Origin of the sequence: Cellulophaga sp. BC115SP, assembly GCF_009905545.1 — a bacterium.
In the GTDB taxonomy this organism is placed as follows: Bacteria; Bacteroidota; Bacteroidia; order Cytophagales; family Spirosomataceae; genus Flectobacillus; species Flectobacillus rivi.
In genome coordinates this window covers 68097-87282 of sequence record NZ_JAAALB010000021.1, presented here as the reverse complement: position 1 = coordinate 87282, position 19186 = coordinate 68097, and the positions used below count along the sequence as shown (strand labels likewise).

Sequence of the window (19186 nt, the reverse complement as noted above, 5' to 3'; positions counted from 1 at the left end):
TTCAATGCAAAGGTAATCAATAAATTTTATAGAATTTGAAAGAAGCTTTGGGTAAATATTTTGGTCAAAAACTCATTTTTGTAGTTCGAATCCTTCTCTTTTGTACAGTGATGTATGCGCTTTTTCGTACAATACAGCACCAACAGCAAGGGTTTGAGGGACTTATGGCTACGTTTTTGAGCTCATGGCAGGGGACACCATTTTATTTTTGGATAGTTCTTTTGACACTGATGGGGCTAAATTGGACCTTGGAATCATTGAAGTGGCAAACACTTTTACAACACATTGAACCCATTTCAACGGTGAAGGCTTTTAAATCCGTATTGACAGGTCTGGCACTTGGCATGCTACTGCCAAGCGGAACGGGCGATGTAGCAGGACGAATCATAAACCTTAAAAAGAAAACCGAAGGAATAGGGGCAGGTATTGTAAGTGGTGTTATTCAGACAATCGTCACTATAAGCTTTGGCTATATTGGATTGGTTTATATTGTTCAAAAATTTGCGCTAAAAAATTCCCTCGAAAGCTATTTAATCCTTGGGATGCCTGCTTTCTGTATAATTGCTTTAATCGTAATATGGTATTTGAGAAATCAAAAAAAGCTTATAAAATACCAGCGTATCCAGCAGGTTTTAGAGGCTATTTATACCCTAAGAAAAAAACAATGGCGAAGTTTGTTTGCGATTGGAATTATGCGTCATTTGGTTTTTATCTTACAGTTTTGTTTGCTATTCAATTGGGCAGGTGTCAAATTACCATTTGTAGATACTTTGGCCATCGTAAATAGCGTTTTCTTGGCAAAAACCATCATTCCAGCTTTAAACTTTGTCAGTGATTTGGGCGTCCGTGAGCTTTCTGCTATTTACTTCATGAGACATTACGCCGTTGATATCAACCAAGTGATTACAGCTACTTTTAGTCTTTGGCTTTTAAATATTGGAATTCCTGTACTGATTGGCAGTATTTGGATACTTTTTACTCGAAAAAATGCTCATTAATATCTTACTTTTTTTGGTGGCGATTTATGCCCTATTTACCTTCACATTAGCGGGGATTTGGCTTAAAAAGGTAACTTTTGGCAAACGTTTTATGCGAAAAGTGCCCAAAGATACGACCATTTCGGTGCTTGTTGCTGCCCGAAATGAGGCCTTGAATATTCCCTGTCTGCTTCGAGATTTGGCTAAGCAACGTTATCCCAAAACACTATTAGAAGTCATCATTATCAACGACCATTCAACGGATGACACCGTTTTTCAAATTGAAAACTTACGCAACGAGTTGGGTTTTCCTGTTCATATTATTCATTTAGAGGAGTTTGATGTAAGAGGTAAAAAGAATGCGATAAAAATAGGCATTCAAAAAGCGCAAGGTGAGCTAATAGTATGCACCGATGCGGATTGTAGAGTAGGAGAGTTTTGGTTGTTAGGAATGCAACAATTGTACAAAGGACAAAATGCCAAGCTTATTAGCGGAGGTGTTACGTTTCTTCCCAATGGTCGATTATGGACTGTTTTGCAAAGTATAGAGTTTGCTAGTTTGGTTGGTTCGGGTGCTTGTGCTATGATGATTGGCAAGCCGAATATGTGCAACGGTGCGAATATTGCCTATCCAAAAGCCGTATTTGAAGAAGTAAACGGGTTTGATGGAAATGAACATATCGCCTCTGGAGACGATGAGTTTTTGATGCATAAAATTGTCGAAAAATACCCAAATCAAATCGTTTTTGCTCATTATCAACCTAATATTGTCTTTACTCAATCACAGGAAAACCTTCGTACATTTGTCCAACAACGCAAACGCTGGGCCAGCAAATGGAATCATTATAAAGATTGGAAAGTTACTTTTCTGGCAATTGCTATTTTTACCCTTAATTTTGGTATGCTTTTAAGTCCAATTTTATGGTTAAAAGACGATTTAACAACCTCTGAATTTATGGTACTTTGGCTAGTTCGTTGTTTGCCAGAATACCTATTTTTAGCGCCAGTCTTGTCTTTTTTCAAGAAGAGTTCCTATATTAAATACATTCCCTTAGTGCAGATTTTATATCCATTTTACGTAGTATTTTTCGGTATTTCGGCTTGGAAAAAAGGATATGTTTGGAAGGGAAGGAGGCATTTTTAATTTGAAGATTTGAAAATTTGGTGATTTGAAGATGGTAAAAAGATTTTATCTTTTTTGATTGAGAATTTTGTAATCGTGCAAAACAAGATTTAACCAATTGTGTATAAAAAATAGTGATAATTAAAAAAATACATTCACAATTCACAACTCATAATTCATCGCTAACCTATTTATCTTATGTTTTTACATAAAAGCAACTTTCTTTTTCGAGCTATTTATCCAGAAATGACTTGGCGTATTCCGAAGTCTAGCCTCGGAGATGAAAAGGTGATTTATTTGACTTTTGATGATGGGCCAATTCCTGAAGTGACTGAATTTGTATTGGATACGTTAAAGCAGTTTGAGGCAAAAGCAAGCTTTTTTTGCATAGGTGACAATATTTATAAGCACCCCGATATTATGGATAAGGTGATAGCGGAAGGGCATCTGATTGGCAATCACACCTTTAATCATTTGAGAGGTTGGAAAACTGAAAATGAGTTGTATTATGAGAATTTTTTGAAATGTGAAACGTGGATTAATCAACACCAAGGCACCATTAGAGGACAGAAGCCAAAGTTTCGACCACCACATGGAAGAATCAAAAAGTCACAAGCAAAAAATATCTTAACTTCTCATGAGATTGTGATGTGGGATGTATTGACAGGGGATTTTTCTCAAAATCTTGGTCCCGAAACTGTTTTACAAAAAAGTATTCAGTACACAGAATCTGGTTCTATCGTGGTGTTTCATGACAGTATTAAAGCCAATCGAAATATGAGTTATGCTTTACCAAGGTATTTAGAACATTTTAAAGAAAAAGGATTTGAGTTCAGAAGCCTATCTTAAAGTGTTGAACTTTAATGGATTGTATTTATATGGAAATAGATGAGACTGTATTAGTTGCTAAGAAAAAACCTTTGGTAACCATCTGGATTGCAGCACGAAATGAAGAAGAGAATATTATTGAATGTCTTACCTCGATAGATGCAACCAAGTTTCCCAAAAATCAATTACAAGTTTTAATTGGGAATGATCAATCTACCGACCAAACTGCCAGATTAGTGGCAGAATATATCCAAGATAAGCCTTATTTTGAGCTGATTTCAATCCAAAAAACAATCAATAATCAGCGAGGGAAAGCTAATGTGCTGGCTAATCTTTATGAGTATTCTAAGGGGAAATATTTTTTGATTACCGACGCTGATGTAAAAGTAAACCCTAATTGGATAGCAGGAATGATCGAAGGTTTTGAAAATAATCCTAAGTTGGGGCATCAAGTTGGAGTAACTGCGGTTAGAGGCAAATCACTTTGGCATCAATATCAATCAATCGACTGGCTACATGCGCTTACTTTACTCAGAACAGCTGCGTTTATTAATCTACCATTAACTGGCTTGGGAAATAATTCAGGTATGACTCGTGAGGCTTATGAAGCTACAGGAGGTTATGCCAAAATACCTTTTTCGATTACGGAAGATTTTGCATTATTTCATGAAGTAGTACAGCAAGGATTTAGTTTTAGAAACTCGATTAATCAGCAGGTTTTTGCCGAGACCTTACCCATGACGAGCTTGAAGGAATTTTTACATCAGCGAAAACGTTGGATGGTAGGAGCTTTGCAATGTCCGTGGTGGATTGTATTTTTGCTGTATTGTCAAGCGCTCTTTTTGCCGATTCTTGTGGCAGTTGCTTGCTTACATTCATGGAAAATTGCCCTTGGCATTTGGGGAATTAAATGGCTAGGACAAACTCTGACGGTATTACCAACCATTGTCAAACTCAAACAATTTCATTTAATACGGCATTTGTTGAGCTATGAATTATATGCCAATTGGTGGCAAATTACCATGGTGATTTTTTATGCAATTCCTGTTAAAATAGACTGGAAAGGACGAATTTACTCCTGATTAGGGAGATAACCATTAACAACGATCATAATGAATATTATAGAAACCCACGCACACATTTACGATGAAGGATTCAACGAGGATATGGAACAAATGTTGGCGCGTGCCTTTGATGCTGGAGTAGAGCAAATCTGGATGCCCAATTGTAATCATGAAACCATCGATAGCATGATGGCATTAGCAAAAGCATATCCCGAGAAATGTTTGCCCATGATTGGTTTACATCCATGTTATGTAAAAGAAGATTTTGAGAAAGAAATTCAAATTATAGAAGATTATTTGGCGAAAGACAAATTCATCGCGATTGGTGAGATAGGTTTGGATTTGTATTGGGACAAAACCTTTTTTGCGCAACAACAAGAAGCATTCTTACAACAATGTGCCTTAGCAAAAAAACATAACCTTTGGATAGATATACACTCAAGAAATGCTTTTTGGGAAACGGTAGCGTTGATAGAAAAGAATGCAGATCCTAATTTAAAAGGCATTTTTCATTGCTTTACAGGTACATTGGAAGAAGCTCAAAAAGCTGTTGAATTAGGATTTTTATTGGGAATTGGCGGTGTGGCAACTTTCAAAAATGGTGGCTTAGATCAAGTGATACCACATATTTCTTTAGACAAATTAGTTTTAGAAACGGATGCGCCGTATTTGGCACCAGTTCCATACAGAGGAAAACGTAACGAACCTTCCTATTTGCCTTTAGTCGCCCAAAAGATTGCAGATTGGCATCAATGTGACGTAAGCGTAGTCTTAGAAAAAACGACACAAAATGCTAAAGCTTTATTGGGCTAAGTATCGATGACAAATTTTAAATTATCTGGTTCAAGTGAAACACTTGAACCTATTTTTTTGACAGTTTCCAACTGTTCAAAAAAATATTGAAGTCAAATGTAAATCTTTTTTTCTCCGACAATTCCCAGAATCACCGTAAAATAGTCTTGGTCATTTCCTATACTTCGGGAAATTATCCTCCAAAATCTATTCTAGCCTCATTTTTTCGCTTTTTGACAAATCCCTCAATCATCGCTTGATTCTTTGTTTGCGTTTTGATTGCTGGTGTAATTCAGTACTTTTGCGCCACAATTCATCCCCCAAACTAAATATGTACAAAACAATTAAGATTAAAACTAAATCCTCGGGTAATTCGAGGGTGCTGGTGATTTATACTGGTGGAACGCTAGGAATGGCCTACGACCATCATTCTGATAGCCTCGTGCCTTTTGATTTTGCTCAAATCCCCGACAATCTTCCAGAAATGGCACGTTTGGATTTTGAAATCACCGTGCTTACTTTCGAAAACCTCTTAGATTCATCCAATATCAAGCCTGCTTTATGGATACGACTAGCAGAAATTATCGGAGAAAAATACAATGAATACGATTCTTTTGTGATTATTCATGGTACCGATACAATGGCATATACAGCATCGGCTTTGAGTTATTTATTAGAAAATCTCAATAAGCCTGTGATTCTAACTGGTGCGCAGTTGCCCATTGGTGTAGCCCGTACAGACGCTAAAGAAAACTTTATTACAGCACTTGAAATTGCGGCTGCTAAACAAAACGGTCGACCTATAATTTCAGAGGTTTGTATCTACTTTAACTCGCTTTTGTTGAGAGGCAATCGAGCACGAAAGCATGAAAGTGTTCAGTTCAATGCCTTTGAATCCGAAAACTATCCTCCACTAGCTGAAGCAGGTGTGCGAATTGAATACAATTATCCTTTCATTGGTCATTACAAACAAAACGTACAGTTGAAAGTCAATACTAAGCTGGATGAAAATGTGGTGATTTTGAAGCTTTTCCCAGGTATTTCTGAAAAAGTTGTGAAAAGTATTCTCGGTATTGAGGGGTTACGCGGTGTTATCATGGAGACTTACGGCTCGGGTAATGCCCCAACTGAGCAATGGTTTTTAGATTTGATTCAACAAAGTATCGACAACGGAATAATCATTTACAATGTATCTCAATGTAATGGAGGACGAGTGATTCAGGGAAGATACGAAACCAGTCATTTCTTGCAGGAAGTAGGTGTTGTGAGTGGCGCAGACCTTACGACAGAAGCGGCAGTCACTAAAATGATGTATGCTTTGGGCAAAGTCAATGAGAAAGAAGAGATAAAAGCGATTTTGAAAAAGCCTTTAGCTGGCGAAATGTCGTAGTTGGTAATAGGTATTTTAACGCATAATTGGAGTTTTTTTTAGCAGAATATTTTGTTGAAAAGGCTCCATTTTTTATTTTTAGGAATAAAATAAAACAAAATTATTATCGTTGAAAACACAAAGTTGAACTTCTTGTTACATACAAGTTATTACTTCTGAGTTCTTCTAAAACTATTAATTTATATAAACTACACAATTCGATGACCTACATAAAATGTACACTTATTGCATTTACTTTTCTAATCACCTTCAAAATATCCGCTCAATCTTCCAAACTCATTGGCAAACCTGCCCCTGATATTCACTTTACAAATGTCTTGAATGACACCAAAACGAGTTACAAACTTTCTGATTTTAAAGGGAAGGGGGTTATTATTGATTTTTGGGCTACGTGGTGTGGACACTGCGTTACCTCTTTACCACGATTGGCAGAATGGCAGAAAAAGTATCCTCAAGTCTTAAAAGTTATTACTATTTCATCTGACGCTAGAGGGCAACTACAAAAGTTTTTTACATCAAAAAAGATAAACATTTCTGTAGTAATGGACTCTTTAGGGAAGTATAAAAAATATTTTCCTCATTTTGAATTACCGCACACGATTATTATTGATAAAAATGGGTTCGTAAAATATATAACTGCTGGAAATATGCTTAAGGAGAGAGATATTGATTTGCTGATCCAAGGAAAGAAAGTAAGTCTACCATTGAAGGAATAACACCAAAATTTTGATTATAAATACATATTTGATTGATTCAAAAACTTCAATCGTTCACATAAATTCACACACTTATGACCTACACAAAACTTTCTCTTATTGCGTTTACTTTTTTAATCACCTTCAATATATCCGCTCAATCGTCCAAACTCATTGGCAAACCTGCCCCTGATATTCACTTTACAAATGTCTTGAACGACACCAAATCGAGTTACAAACTTTCTGATTTTAAAGGGAAGGTGGTTATTATTGATTTTTGGGCTACTTGGTGTGGTCCATGTGTGGTTGGATTGCCTCGTTTAGAAAGTTGGCAGAAAAAATACCCAGATAACTTAAAGGTTATTACCATTGCTAGTGATTCAAAAGGTAGAATACAAAAGTTTCTGAAAAATAGACCTATTGGTCTTCCAATCGTTTTGGATTCTACTGATCAATACGAAAAATATTTTCCTCACAGAGGCATTCCGCATACGGTGATTATTGATAGAAACGGAATTGTAAGTGCTATTCCATCAGTTTACCAATTGAGAGATACAGATATGGAACTGTTGCTTAAAGGAAAGAAGGTGGATATTGTAATGGAAGAAGAAAGGCTTGATTTTAACTCAGATAATGATCTGGCAACATATTCTAAAGGAAAGGGGGTACAAATATTACTAACGCCGTACTTGAATGGTTTACCAGTTATGTCAACTTCATTTATGAATGGTAAAATGACTTTTGTTAATGTAAATCCAACCATTATTTACCGAGCAATAACAGGAATCAATCCCTTTACGCGCTCCGAGTGGTTATCTGTAAATTCGAAATATAGGGTATTCGGAGAAGAAACTTCTATATGTCTTGAATTGAAAGCTGCCGATTTTACAGAGGAGGAAGCCAAATCATCTTTGATGCGATATATGCAAGTTTACTCTCCCTTATATGCAAGCATTGAATTACGTGAACGCAAAGTGAAAGTATTGAAAATGATAAAAGATCAATTTAATCTATCGAAATCTGAGAGTCAGGAAGAAGGAACATATAGCTCCTCAGGTAATGGGATAGAGGTTAAGGGTCTTAATATAAAGCCTTTATCAGATTTTTTGGAACAAAAGCTTCGAGTGCCTATTGTAGATGAAACGCAGATAATAGATAAGCTAAATTATAAATTCCCGTGGTATCTCGAAAAACCTGAAGCCTATGTCGAAGAACTAGAAAAACTGGGACTAAAATTAGAGGATGCCACTCGACAAATTGAAGTTTTAGTTTTTTCGGACAAGAAATAAAAGCTTGTAATGAAGTTAGTAGGCAAAATTAAAATAAAATTTACCCGCTTTAAGCTCTAGGCTAAAAGTTGAAATAAATTTCTCATGAAATAATTTAAGATCTTTTGCTTAATGCCTACGGCTTACAGCTTAAAGCGTATTAATGCAATTTTATTTTGCATTAATACTTAAACATGACTTATATTTTATTTTTCACCCAAACTATACAACTCAATGACCTACAAAAAAATTACATTAATTACCTTTATTGCTCTACTTCCATTTTTTTCCAATGCTCAATCTTCCAAACTGATTGGAAAACCCGCTCCTGAAATTGTATTTAAGGAGGTACTCAACGATACGAAGCTGAGCTATAAACTCTCGGATTTTAAAGGGAAAGCTGTCATTATCGATTTCTGGTCGACAAGTTGTAGACCCTGTATCGAATCTTTTCCAAAATTAGAAAAGTGGCAAAAGGATTATCAGAAAGATTTGAAAATTATTACTATTGCTCAAGACAAAAAAGCAAGAATTGTCAAATTTCTCCAGAATAGGAAACTGGCACTGCCTGTAGTTTTGGACACAAACGATCAACAATATGTGAAGTATTTCCCTCACGAGGCTGTGCCACATACCATTTTTATTGATAAGAGTGGAATGGTACAAAGTATTACCACTGCTGGATTAGTAACAGATAAACATATCAAAGAACTTATTGCTGGCAAAAAAGTAACTGCGCAATATTCTGATGGGGTAGAGAAGGAGATAGAAAATCTGATTGGATCAGAGCAAGGAGAAACTGATGTTCAAATGGTACAAAAACCTTTTGATAAGAATGCCTATAGCGTTTACAAATCTTTCAAAAATGGAAGGTTAACTTTTATCAATATGTCATACTCAACTATCTATGAAATATTGTATAATTATCCCAACAGAACTAGGACGAGATGGGAAAATCCAAAATCATATTACCGTGGATGGGGTGCGCCTGACCAAGCAATTGGTTTGGAAATATATGCGCCTAAATTCACTGAAGAACAAGCCTCAAACGCTATACTAGGGTATTTAAGTGGTATTGCTCCTGTGAAGGTGAAGTTCGAAGAAAGAGAGATTGAGGTGAAAGTTTTGACAAAATTCAGTGATACTGTTAAAATGGAAGAAGCTAAGAGTGATGATACACCTGCTGTTTCTACCTCAGCAAATGGAATTGAGATGAAAAGCGGAGGAATAGAAAACCTTGCCTCTTTTTTAGAGGACAACCTCAGTAAACCTATAATTGATGAGACGGGATTAACGAAAAAATACAATTTATCTTTTCCTTGGTATCCCGAAAAACCAAACGCTTGTATGGAGGAGTTAGAAAAGATAGGTTTAACATTAAGGGATGGAAAAAGAAAGGTAAAGCTGATGATTTTAGTAGCTGATAAATAGTATTAGGAGCCATCATTACATTTAGTGAATGATGGTTGAGTGATTTAGTGATTATTTTAAAAATTTATATTTTACCTCTTTAGACTCAATGCTTTGCGTCTGGAGCTTAGTCATTAAGCGTCTCAATATCAAAAAAAGGGTTCGAAAATTGTTTTTTCGACCTCTTTTTTTGACGAATGGTTTGAACTCTTACAGTCAAATTAACAAAAATCCTTTCATAAAATAATCACTCAATTACCCTTCGCTAAACGATTATCACCCGATAGAGGTTCGTATCTTCAACCAACCTTTTTTTGAACCTTTTGGGGTGAAGAAAACATGGACCGTATCGCTGGAATAAAAGTCATTTCGGACATCAATATTTATTTTTCCTTTAGAAAGCTTTTGTGTACTGAGCATTTCAAATTTTAAGGTTTTTTTACCTTTTTTCTTTTCGAAAGTATAAACTCCATAGGATACCTCAGCACTATCGTCTAATTCACCTGTAATTTTTAACAGTATTACTAGGTGTGAAGAGCCTTTTGTAGAAGAAACTGAATCTACAAAACTTTGAGGTTGAGAAACATCAGAGACCTTAAATTCTGCGAATGGAATCTTGTGGGGGTATAGTTCCATAAGCCAAACTCCTAGAAGAAAAAGTAAGTGAAAAAGGATGTACGCAATACCGAGTTGGATGAAAAACCTCACGGTGGGATGTAATTTTTTTAGTGAATAGAACATGGCAGTAGAAAGTTTATTTTAGGTGTTACATCAACTACGAGAAGAACGTTCAGGTAGCTAAATACTAAATTAGGATAATCTTAAAAGCTATGAAAGTATTTCAAAAATAACTTATTCTTCGGGTGCTCACACCTAAGCTAGTGGGCAAAATTAAAATAATTTTACCCGTTTTAAGCTCTATGCTTTATGCAGTAGGCTAAAAGTTGAAAAGTATTTCTCATGAAATAAGTAAACCTTTTTTGCCTAATCCCTATGGCTTACGGCCTAAAGGTACTGTCTGAAGTTCCTAATACTTAAATTATTTATTCTTTAATGTTTGTTTGCTAATATTTGTTAAAACAACTAATATTGTAGCGATAATTAACCTTTGATATTGTACGATAAATTTTAACAAATTAGACCATTAGCACTAGACAAACCAATGAAAGAAGCACTCAAAAGATTTGAAAACAAACGACCAGAAATCGTATTTGAATGGAAAGATTCTGAAACTGAAGCTGAGGGATGGGTAGTCATCAATTCCCTACGTGGAGGGGCTGCAGGTGGTGGGACTCGTATGCGCAAAGGACTTGATAAGCGTGAGGTGGAATCTTTGGCTAAAACCATGGAAATCAAATTTACGGTATCTGGTCCTCAAATCGGTGGGGCGAAATCTGGTATCAATTTTGACCCAAGCGACCCCCGTAAAAAGGGTGTTTTGGAGCGTTGGTATAAAGCTGTGGCGCCACTTTTGAAAAACTACTATGGCACTGGTGGCGATTTGAATGTAGATGAAGTTCATGAAGTAATTCCTGTCACTGAAAAATATGGTTTGTGGCACCCACAAGAAGGTATAGTAAACGGACATTTTCATGCTTCTGAGGCACAAAAGATACGTTTGATAGGTCAGTTACGTCAAGGTGTTTCTAAAATTATTGAAGATTGGAATTACACACCGACTTCAAGCCAAAACATTCATAGATATACCGTTTCTGATTTGATTACGGGTTACGGGGTGGCTGAGGCTGTCAAGCATTATTACTCGTTGTGGGGTGGTAATTTGTCAGAAAAAAGAGCGATTATTCAGGGTTGGGGAAATGTGGCTGCCGCTGCGGGACTCAATTTGGCGCGTATGGGTGTCAAAATTGTGGGAATTATTGACAGAAACGGAGGGGTGATTGTCCCAGAAGGTTTAGGCTTGGAGGAGATTAAGGATTTGTTTTTTAACAAAAAGCAAAATACCTTATATGCTGAAAATATGTTGAGCTTTGAGAAAACAAATGCCAAAATTTGGGAAGTAGGAGCAGAGATTTTTATTCCTGCGGCAGCTTCAAGAATTGTAAGTGCCGAGCAGGTGGAAAAATTAGTTAACAATGGTCTCGAAGTAATTTCTTGTGGCGCCAATGTACCGTTTAACGACCCAGAAATTTTCTATGGTCCTACCATGGAAATGGCAGATGCTAAAGTTGCTTTGATTCCTGATTTTGTGGCAAATTGTGGTATGGCTCGCGTATTTGCCTATCTCATGAGCGATTCGGCGATGGTGACAGATGAAGGAATTTTTGAGGATGTTTCTGAAACGATATGTAAAACTCTAGACGAACTACATACACAACATCCAAGTAGAACTTTGCTAGCCAATGAATTATACCGTATTGCCTTGGAAAAATTAGAAAATAAAGTGGAAGTAGAATTAGTGTAAGAAAAATAGGAGGCAATTCAGACAAAATACCGAGACTGAGTTGCCTCTTGTGTTTATTCCTAAAATCTCTTTTGAAAATAGCGCTATTTTGAATATTTTGCCTCTCTGCTAATTCAATCTCAACCGTAAAACTATGAAAATTCTTTGGTCGCCTAGCGAGCAACAAGTTGCGCAGTCCAATCTCAAGCGATTTATGGATTATCTTTCGCATGAATATGGGCTGCATTTCAATACTTATCAAGAACTTTGGCAATGGTCAGTAAAAGACATCGCCAAGTTTTGGGATATATTTTTACATTATTCTGGCATTCAATTCACAGGACAATATTCAGAAGTTGTTTCTGGAAAAATGCCTCATGCCAAATGGTTTGAAGGAATTCAGCTCAATTATGCTGAACATGTATTTTCCTTCGAAACGAGTCATCGTCCTGCGATTCTTTTTCAATCAGAAACATCCCCACTTCGTGCCATTTCTTGGGCGGAACTTCATCAAAAAACCGCCTCTTTAGCAGATTATCTACGAGCCTCTGGAGTCAAAAAAGGCGATACCGTTTGTGGGTATTTACCAAATATTCCTGAAGCAGTGATAGCATTTTTAGCCACTGCTTCAATTGGAGCAATATGGTCGAGTGCTTCCCCTGATTTCGGAGGAGGAAGTGTTTTGGAGCGTTTTGGACAGATAGAACCGAAGGTATTAATCGCCGTAAATTCATATTCGTATGGCGGCAAAGTCTTTGATAGAAGTGCTGTAGTAGCCAATCTCCAAGAGAATTTACCAAGTTTGCAACAGACTATTCTGATTGATTATATGCCTATTGGCAATACCTTGCCGAATACTGTTGATTGGAATACTACGGTGGCAAACCGCAATAGCGTATTAGCATTTGAGCCATTATCATTCGATTTTCCGTTATATATTCTTTATTCTTCGGGCACTACAGGCATTCCAAAGCCTATTGTTCATGGTCATGGAGGAATTTTGCTGGAGCATAAAAAGTATCTTCTTTTTCATAATGATGTAAAAGAAAATGAAAACTATTTCTGGTTTTCAACGACTGGTTGGATGATGTGGAATTTTTCCATTTCAGTACTTTTTTCAGGTGCTACTTTGGTACTGTATGATGGAAGTCCAGGGTATCCTAATATGGAAACGCTTTGGCAATTAGTTTCAGAAACTCCCGTACATCATTTTGGAACGAGTGCTGCTTTTATTCACGCTTGTATGAAAGAGCAAGTCCGCCCAAGGGTAAATTATACGTTTGAACATTTACGTTCGATTGGCTCGACAGGTTCTCCTTTGTCTCCCGAAGGGTTTGATTGGATCTACGAACAAGTAAACCCAGAAGTATGGCTAGCATCAATTTCTGGTGGGACAGATGTTTGTACAGCTTTTGTAGGCGGCAATCCTATCTCTCCTGTGTATGAAGGTGAAATTCAATGTATAGGATTAGGTGTTGATTTACAGGCTTGGGACGAAAATGGGATGCCTTTACATGATGAAATAGGGGAGATGGTCATCACTCAGCCAACCCCATCAATGCCTGTTTCTTTTTGGAATGATCCTGATTTTGAACGATATAAAGCCAGCTATTTTGAAGAATATCCCAATAACTGGCGCCATGGTGATTGGGTGAAATTGACATCAACAGGAGGCTTGGTCATTGCTGGGCGGTCGGACGCTACACTAAATCGTGGAGGTATTCGTATAGGTACTGCCGAAATATATAGAGCCGTTGAAGCCCTTGAATTTGTCAAGGACTCTTTAATTATTCATTTAGAGGACAAAGATTTCATGCCATTGTTTGTGGTTACAAAAGAGGGTAGTGAACTTGAAGAGTCTCAAAAACAAATCATCAAAAAAGTATTAAGAGAAACGTATTCGCCTCGACACGTTCCAGATCAGATTATACAAGTTTCGGAAATACCTTATACGATTTCTGGCAAAAAATTGGAACTACCAGTAAAAAAACTGATTCAAGGAAAACCTTTTGACAAAGCTGTCAATATAGGTGCTGTACGTAATCCTCAGAGTTTAGAATTTTTTAGAAATTTTCACATAGCGTAGAATTTCTTCTAAGGATATATAAAACATGAGTCATCCCGAATTTTTAGGATTGGGATTATTCTCTAAGTTTTTACCAAAAAGGGGTCGGAAAATATTTTCCGACCCCTTTTTTGATGCTACTAGGCTAGATATGACTTGGCTCAAGACGCAACGATAGAGTCTCTATTGATTAAATTCAAATTATACAAAATCACTCACTAAATTCGGGTTGAATCATATAATAAACAAGAATTTAATCTCAAAAGCTTATCAAATCAGCACAAGTAAAGATGGTTTTAATGCTTCTAGCCAAGCTATTTCGTCTGATAGTTCTTGAATCAGTTTTTGCACTTGATCATTCGTTGGTTCTGGTAATTCTTCTAACTCTTGGGCAATATTACCAAGTTTCATAAAACTCACTGAAAGAGCTGTTCCTTTGAGTTTGTGAGCCAGCGATTGAACCAACGCCCAATCTTTATTTTCAAATGCATTTTGGATTTCTATTAAAAAACTATCTGTTTGCTCGAACGTTAATTCCATCAATTGCCCAATCAATTCGTTGTTGGCTCCTGTTCTTTCCATCAGTTCATTTTTATCAAAATGTACCTCTATGCGTTCTGTCGATGGAAGTGTTGAAGTTTCCTTTTGGGGTTGCTCCAAGACCCATTTAGTAATCATTTTTTGAATAGTTGCCTTCAAAACAGGTTTGGTAATATAATCACTCATACCAGCCTCTAAGCATCTTTCTTTTTCGCCCACCACTGTTCCAGCTGTGAGTGCAATAATTGGAATAGGGTTTTTCCCAACTTCTATTTTTCGAATAGCAGTAGCCGTTTCATAGCCATTCATCACAGGCATTTGAATGTCCATAAAAACAATATCTGGTCGTTTTTCTTGAAATTTCACTAGTGCTTCTGCGCCATTATTGGCTTTGATTACAGTGGCATTTGGTACTATTTTGTTCAAAAAAGTAGTTGCCAAAAGCATGTTTACAGGATTATCTTCTACTAGTAAAATATCCATTTTAGCCTGAAACGATTCTGCAAGGGTCGCGTCTGAAAGCTCTACATTGCTTGTTTGAAGAGTACCTTCGCTAGCGTGAAGTTTCGAAAGTGCCTCATAGAATTGCTGAATCTTGATAGGTTTTACCAATCTTTGTTGAATAGATAATTCATGACAAGCCACCTGAAGACTATCATCATCTGAAGAACTTGATAGCAAAATAATAGGCAATTGTTTGGCCTCAATTTCTAGTTTTTTACGAATATTTCTACTGGTTTCAATGCCGTCAAGATAAGGCATGTGATAATCCATTAAAATAACATCAAATTTTTCACCTGACTTTAATTTATCTAATGCTTCAATCCCATTTTTGACACAAACCGCTTGTATTTGCTTAAGCGTCAACATTTCCTGAATAATGAGTCTATTGGTATCATTATCATCAACAACTAATACTTTCTGGATAGATAAAGGTAAATTAGCCTTGATAGGACCCGCTTGTTCGGTTTCGAAAGCTACATCAAAATAGAAGATACTTCCTTGTCCAGGGGTACTTTCTAACTGCAATCTGCTGTTCATCAATGCCAATAATTTATTAGCAATGGTTAAACCAAGCCCAGTTCCTCCAAACTTTCGAGTAGTTGAAGCATCTTCTTGAGAAAATGCTTCAAAGATTTTCTGCTGATTCTTAGGTTCTATACCTACACCTGTATCTCTTACCGAAAATCTAAATGAGGTTGGGTGGTTAGGGCTTGAAGATAATACTTCCACTTTTAGCTCTATTTCTCCTGTTTGTGTGAATTTTACAGCATTACCTAACAAATTGACGAGCACTTGGCGTAATCGAACGGGGTCGGCATGAATATATCTATTGACTAATGGAGAAATGTTCAACAGCATTTCTAAGTCTTTGCGATGCGCTTGAAACTTAATCATATCTGCCACTTGACCGCCCAATTCTAGTAAATCAATTTTTTCTGGAGCTAACTCCAATTTGCCAGCTTCTATTTTAGAAAAGTCTAGAATATCATTAATAATATCAAGCAAAGCATTGGCACTTTGATAGACTGTCGACATATATTGATGTTGGGTTTCGTCCAATTGGGTACGCATCAACAAATCAGTAAATCCTATGACACCATTTAGAGGCGTACGGATTTCGTGGCTCATGTTTGCTAAAAACTCTGATTTTGAGCGACTGGCGGCTTCTGCTTGTTCTCTAGCTCTCATCAATTGCGCCTCAGTTTCTTTACGAGAAGTAATATCTCTAATCACTGACTGTACAATCCTTGTTCCACTGATATTAATGGAGTTTAAGAGGATATCACATGGGAAAGACTCACCTGTATCCATTTTTTTATGCAAAAATTCAAACCCATAAAAATCCCTATGTTCAAGTTCTGAAAGTACATCGTGAATCATATCTACGCTCCTAAGACCATTAGGTTGAAATTCGGGAGAGAAATCAATCGGATGCTTTCCTAAGAGTTCGTTTTTAGAAGATACACCCAACAACCTTAATGTCGCAGGGTTACAGTCCATAATACCATTTTGATTGTAAAGCACTACTGCATCTGAGGTATAGTCGAATAAACTTCTGAATTTTTCTTCAGAGGTAGTTATCTGGTATTCAAACTCCTTTCTCTTCGTAATATCTTGCAGGTATCCATGCCATAGTGACGAGTCCTCTGTTTTTTCTGGAGTTGAAGCAGCTCTTAGCCATTTTATATTACCCTTAGAATCTAAAATTCTAAACTCTTGTTCCCATGGAGAAAATGAATTCAGGGCAAACTTCATGCTGTCAATCACCCGTTGTTGGTCTTCAGGAATGATTCTGCTGAAAATTAGCTCAGGATTCTGTATTATCTTTTCTGGTGTTACCTCATATATCTCTGAAATACCAGCAGAGACATACGGAAACGAAAATTTTCCAGTTTTTTCAGAAAATTCATATAAGTACAAACTACCAGGCACTTGACTTGATAGTTTTTGAAGTAGCAAAGTTGATTTTTTCGCTTCCTCCTCTGCAATTTTTACTTTTGTAATATCTTGAACTACACCATAGGCTTTTTGAGGCGTGGACTCAACATCCATTTTGCCAATCAACCTTAACCATTTTTTTATACCCTTTTGTGTAAATATTTCTACCTCGATGTCAAAGCTTTGCTGGTGTTGAATACAATTTTCTACTGATTCACGTAGCAAATTTCTATATTCTAGTGTGTAGAAATTTACGCTTTTTTCTAAGGCAGGAATAAAGTCTTGCTCAACCTCAAAAATACTTCTAGTGATGTCATTCCAATAGAGGTTTCTGTTGGGTAATCTCAATTCCCATCCTCCGACTAGAGCTACTTCACTGGTTTGCTGAAGGGATGCTTTTGTAGCTTGAAGCTCATCTTCTGCAATTTTTTTGGCAGAAATATTTCGCTCCACGGCAATGTAGTTGGTACAATGATTATTTTCATCAAAAACAGGATTTATTGTCATGTCTATCCAATAAGTCTGTTTATCCTTTGTATAATTCAAAATAACCTCAGAAATAGGAACCTGATTTTTGATGGCGTTTCTGATTCTTTTAACTGTTTCAGCATCCGTTTCAGGTCCATGAATCAATTCTGAAGGTTTTCGTCCGATTACCTCTTCGAGCGAATAGCCTGTTAAATCTTGGTAAGCCTGATTTATCCAAGTTATTCGGCCTTTAGCATCCGCAATGATGATAGCATCTGTGGTTTTGGAGGCAACCAATGCCAACTCCTTGAGCTTTTCTTCTTTTTCTTTATTTTCTGAAATATTTTGACTTGTAAAGACTAAATTTTTGGTGGCAGCATCGTAATTGATGGAGGAGCGAAGCCATACCCATTCTTCTGAAAAATCTAATATTCGATATTCAACCGAGGTTTGTGTTTGAGACTCTCCTACGTTTTTGATCGCTGATGCTAGTTTTTCTTTATCTTCTTCATGAATTAATGTCAAATAGTTTAACCCCATCCAGCCCTCTACAGATTGATTTAATACTCTTTCCCAGCTGTTTGATAGATACTTTATTTTAAAATCAGTTCCCACTACCATAAGAATATCCGACATAGTAGCTACGAGCACACTAAGGTCGTTTTGAATTCTGATTTGATCAGTGATATTATAGCCTGTACAAAGAATTTCAAAAACGTTGCCTTGATGATCCGTTTGCCCACTAAATTCCCAAGCATTGACGATTACCTCGCCATTTTTGTCTGGTTTTCTTAATATTACTGGATGTGGTTTATTGGGAAACTGAAAACACAGTTCAACTGCATCTTGGCACTTTTGATGATCTTCAGGAATGATATTTATTAGCGCATTTTGTCCAATAATTTCTTCCTTTGAAAAGCTAAATACTTTACAGAAGTGCTCATTGACAAAACTGTAGTTCCCAAACAAATCAGTGGTAACTACATAATAGGCTCTGTTTTGAATAATTGAGTTTACGAGTTCTGTTTTTTCTTCTTTTACTACCTCCTCGACATTAAACCCTAGAGCAATTTTATCAGAGTTGTTGAAATGAAATAACTGAGCTTTGATATTGAAGTCTTTATGCTGCAAACTTGATAGTTGGAGCGTGAAAGAGTCCATTGAAAATGGCGCAAATTCCTGAACTCTCTCCTGAAACTCAGAAAGCTGTATGGAATTGTTACTAAAAAAATCAATAAGTGCGGTATTAAACCAAATAGCATTAGTTTCATTGGATTGTATGAAACCGTATCCTGTAAAACCATTCGAAATAATCCAATCAAAAAATATTGGATTGTGTTTTACTTCCTCAAATAAATCAATCTTCCCCTGATTCATAGTACTAGTGTATTAATGGTTATCAAATAATTCCTTACCTCCACCCTTGTAGGCGGAATACATCATAAATTGAGCGTTGGTTGAGGTAGTTATTTTACCATTGTTAACGGATGTTACACGGCTATTCACAGAGATGGTTCTCTGAGAATAGTTATCACTTAAGCAGAAGATGAGTTTGGAGCAATAATCTTGATGTTGAAGGCAACGGCAAGTTAGAATAATGAAATATAAAAACAAATGACTATAGTTAGAAATTCCTATAAAAGAGTGTAAAATCCCTAGTATTAGGGATGATTTTTGTTAGTTTTTGAGGATAAATGACAAAATACAGAGATGAGAAATTTAT

General features: G+C 36.5%; 13 protein-coding genes. 11 read left to right on the top strand and 2 right to left on the bottom strand.

Annotated features, from left to right (window positions below; genetic code table 11):
• The first annotated feature begins 35 nt into the window (after nt 1-35).
• The 9 genes from GVN22_RS16140 to GVN22_RS16100 all read left to right on the top strand — a co-directional run bounded on the left by GVN22_RS16140 (nt 36) and on the right by GVN22_RS16100 (nt 9568).
• Nucleotides 36-998, top strand: a complete 963-nt coding sequence (locus tag GVN22_RS16140; RefSeq protein WP_166552044.1) for a lysylphosphatidylglycerol synthase domain-containing protein — start codon at nt 36-38, stop codon at nt 996-998.
• Nucleotides 988-2121: a glycosyltransferase gene (locus tag GVN22_RS16135; protein WP_166552043.1), complete on the top strand. Its 1134-nt coding sequence runs from the start codon at nt 988-990 to the stop codon at nt 2119-2121. The genes GVN22_RS16140 and GVN22_RS16135 overlap by 11 nt, the downstream gene beginning before the upstream one ends.
• Before the next feature lie 177 nt (nt 2122-2298).
• The gene (locus GVN22_RS16130) at nt 2299-2949 is read left to right on the top strand and encodes a polysaccharide deacetylase family protein (protein ID WP_166552042.1); all 651 of its coding nucleotides are present in this window, start codon (nt 2299-2301) and stop codon (nt 2947-2949) included.
• Between the two features lie 29 nt (nt 2950-2978).
• On the top strand, nt 2979-4010 hold the full coding sequence (locus GVN22_RS16125) for a glycosyltransferase (protein ID WP_166552041.1): 1032 nt from the start codon (nt 2979-2981) through the stop codon (nt 4008-4010).
• A 30-nt stretch (nt 4011-4040) separates the two neighbouring features.
• Nucleotides 4041-4805, top strand: a complete 765-nt coding sequence (locus tag GVN22_RS16120; protein ID WP_205690925.1) for a TatD family hydrolase — start codon at nt 4041-4043, stop codon at nt 4803-4805.
• Nucleotides 4806-5115: 310 nt separating this feature from the next.
• Nucleotides 5116-6174 carry an asparaginase gene (locus GVN22_RS16115; protein WP_166552040.1) on the top strand — a complete coding sequence of 353 codons (1059 nt, stop codon included), beginning with the start codon at nt 5116-5118 and terminating at the stop codon, nt 6172-6174.
• A 200-nt stretch (nt 6175-6374) separates the two neighbouring features.
• Nucleotides 6375-6890, top strand: coding sequence for a TlpA disulfide reductase family protein (locus GVN22_RS16110; RefSeq protein ID WP_166552039.1), 516 nt, complete (start codon nt 6375-6377; stop codon nt 6888-6890).
• 74 nt (nt 6891-6964) lie between these two features.
• A complete protein-coding gene (locus GVN22_RS16105; RefSeq protein ID WP_166552038.1) occupies nt 6965-8158 on the top strand; it encodes a redoxin domain-containing protein in 1194 nt (397 codons plus the stop codon).
• A gap of 213 nt (nt 8159-8371) precedes the next feature.
• The gene (locus GVN22_RS16100) at nt 8372-9568 is read left to right on the top strand and encodes a redoxin domain-containing protein (protein ID WP_166552037.1); all 1197 of its coding nucleotides are present in this window, start codon (nt 8372-8374) and stop codon (nt 9566-9568) included.
• 255 nt (nt 9569-9823) lie between these two features.
• On the opposite strand, the gene GVN22_RS16095 is transcribed toward GVN22_RS16100, so the two are convergent.
• Entirely contained in the window at nt 9824-10288 is a 465-nt protein-coding gene (locus tag GVN22_RS16095) for a hypothetical protein (protein ID WP_166552036.1), read from the bottom strand.
• Between the two features lie 421 nt (nt 10289-10709).
• Here GVN22_RS16095 and GVN22_RS16090 point away from each other — a divergent pair, with 421 nt between their 5' ends.
• Both GVN22_RS16090 and GVN22_RS16085 read left to right on the top strand, forming a co-directional pair.
• Complete coding sequence (locus GVN22_RS16090) at nt 10710-11969, top strand: Glu/Leu/Phe/Val dehydrogenase dimerization domain-containing protein (protein WP_166552035.1); 1260 nt, start codon at nt 10710-10712, stop codon at nt 11967-11969.
• Nucleotides 11970-12102: 133 nt separating this feature from the next.
• Nucleotides 12103-14034 (top strand): acetoacetate--CoA ligase, encoded by a 1932-nt coding sequence (locus GVN22_RS16085; RefSeq protein WP_166552034.1) that lies wholly within the window; start codon nt 12103-12105, stop codon nt 14032-14034.
• 249 nt (nt 14035-14283) lie between these two features.
• On the opposite strand, the gene GVN22_RS16080 is transcribed toward GVN22_RS16085, so the two are convergent.
• Nucleotides 14284-18840, bottom strand: a complete 4557-nt coding sequence (locus GVN22_RS16080) for a PAS domain-containing hybrid sensor histidine kinase/response regulator (protein WP_166552033.1) — start codon at nt 18838-18840, stop codon at nt 14284-14286.
• Nucleotides 18841-19186: the final 346 nt, after the last annotated feature.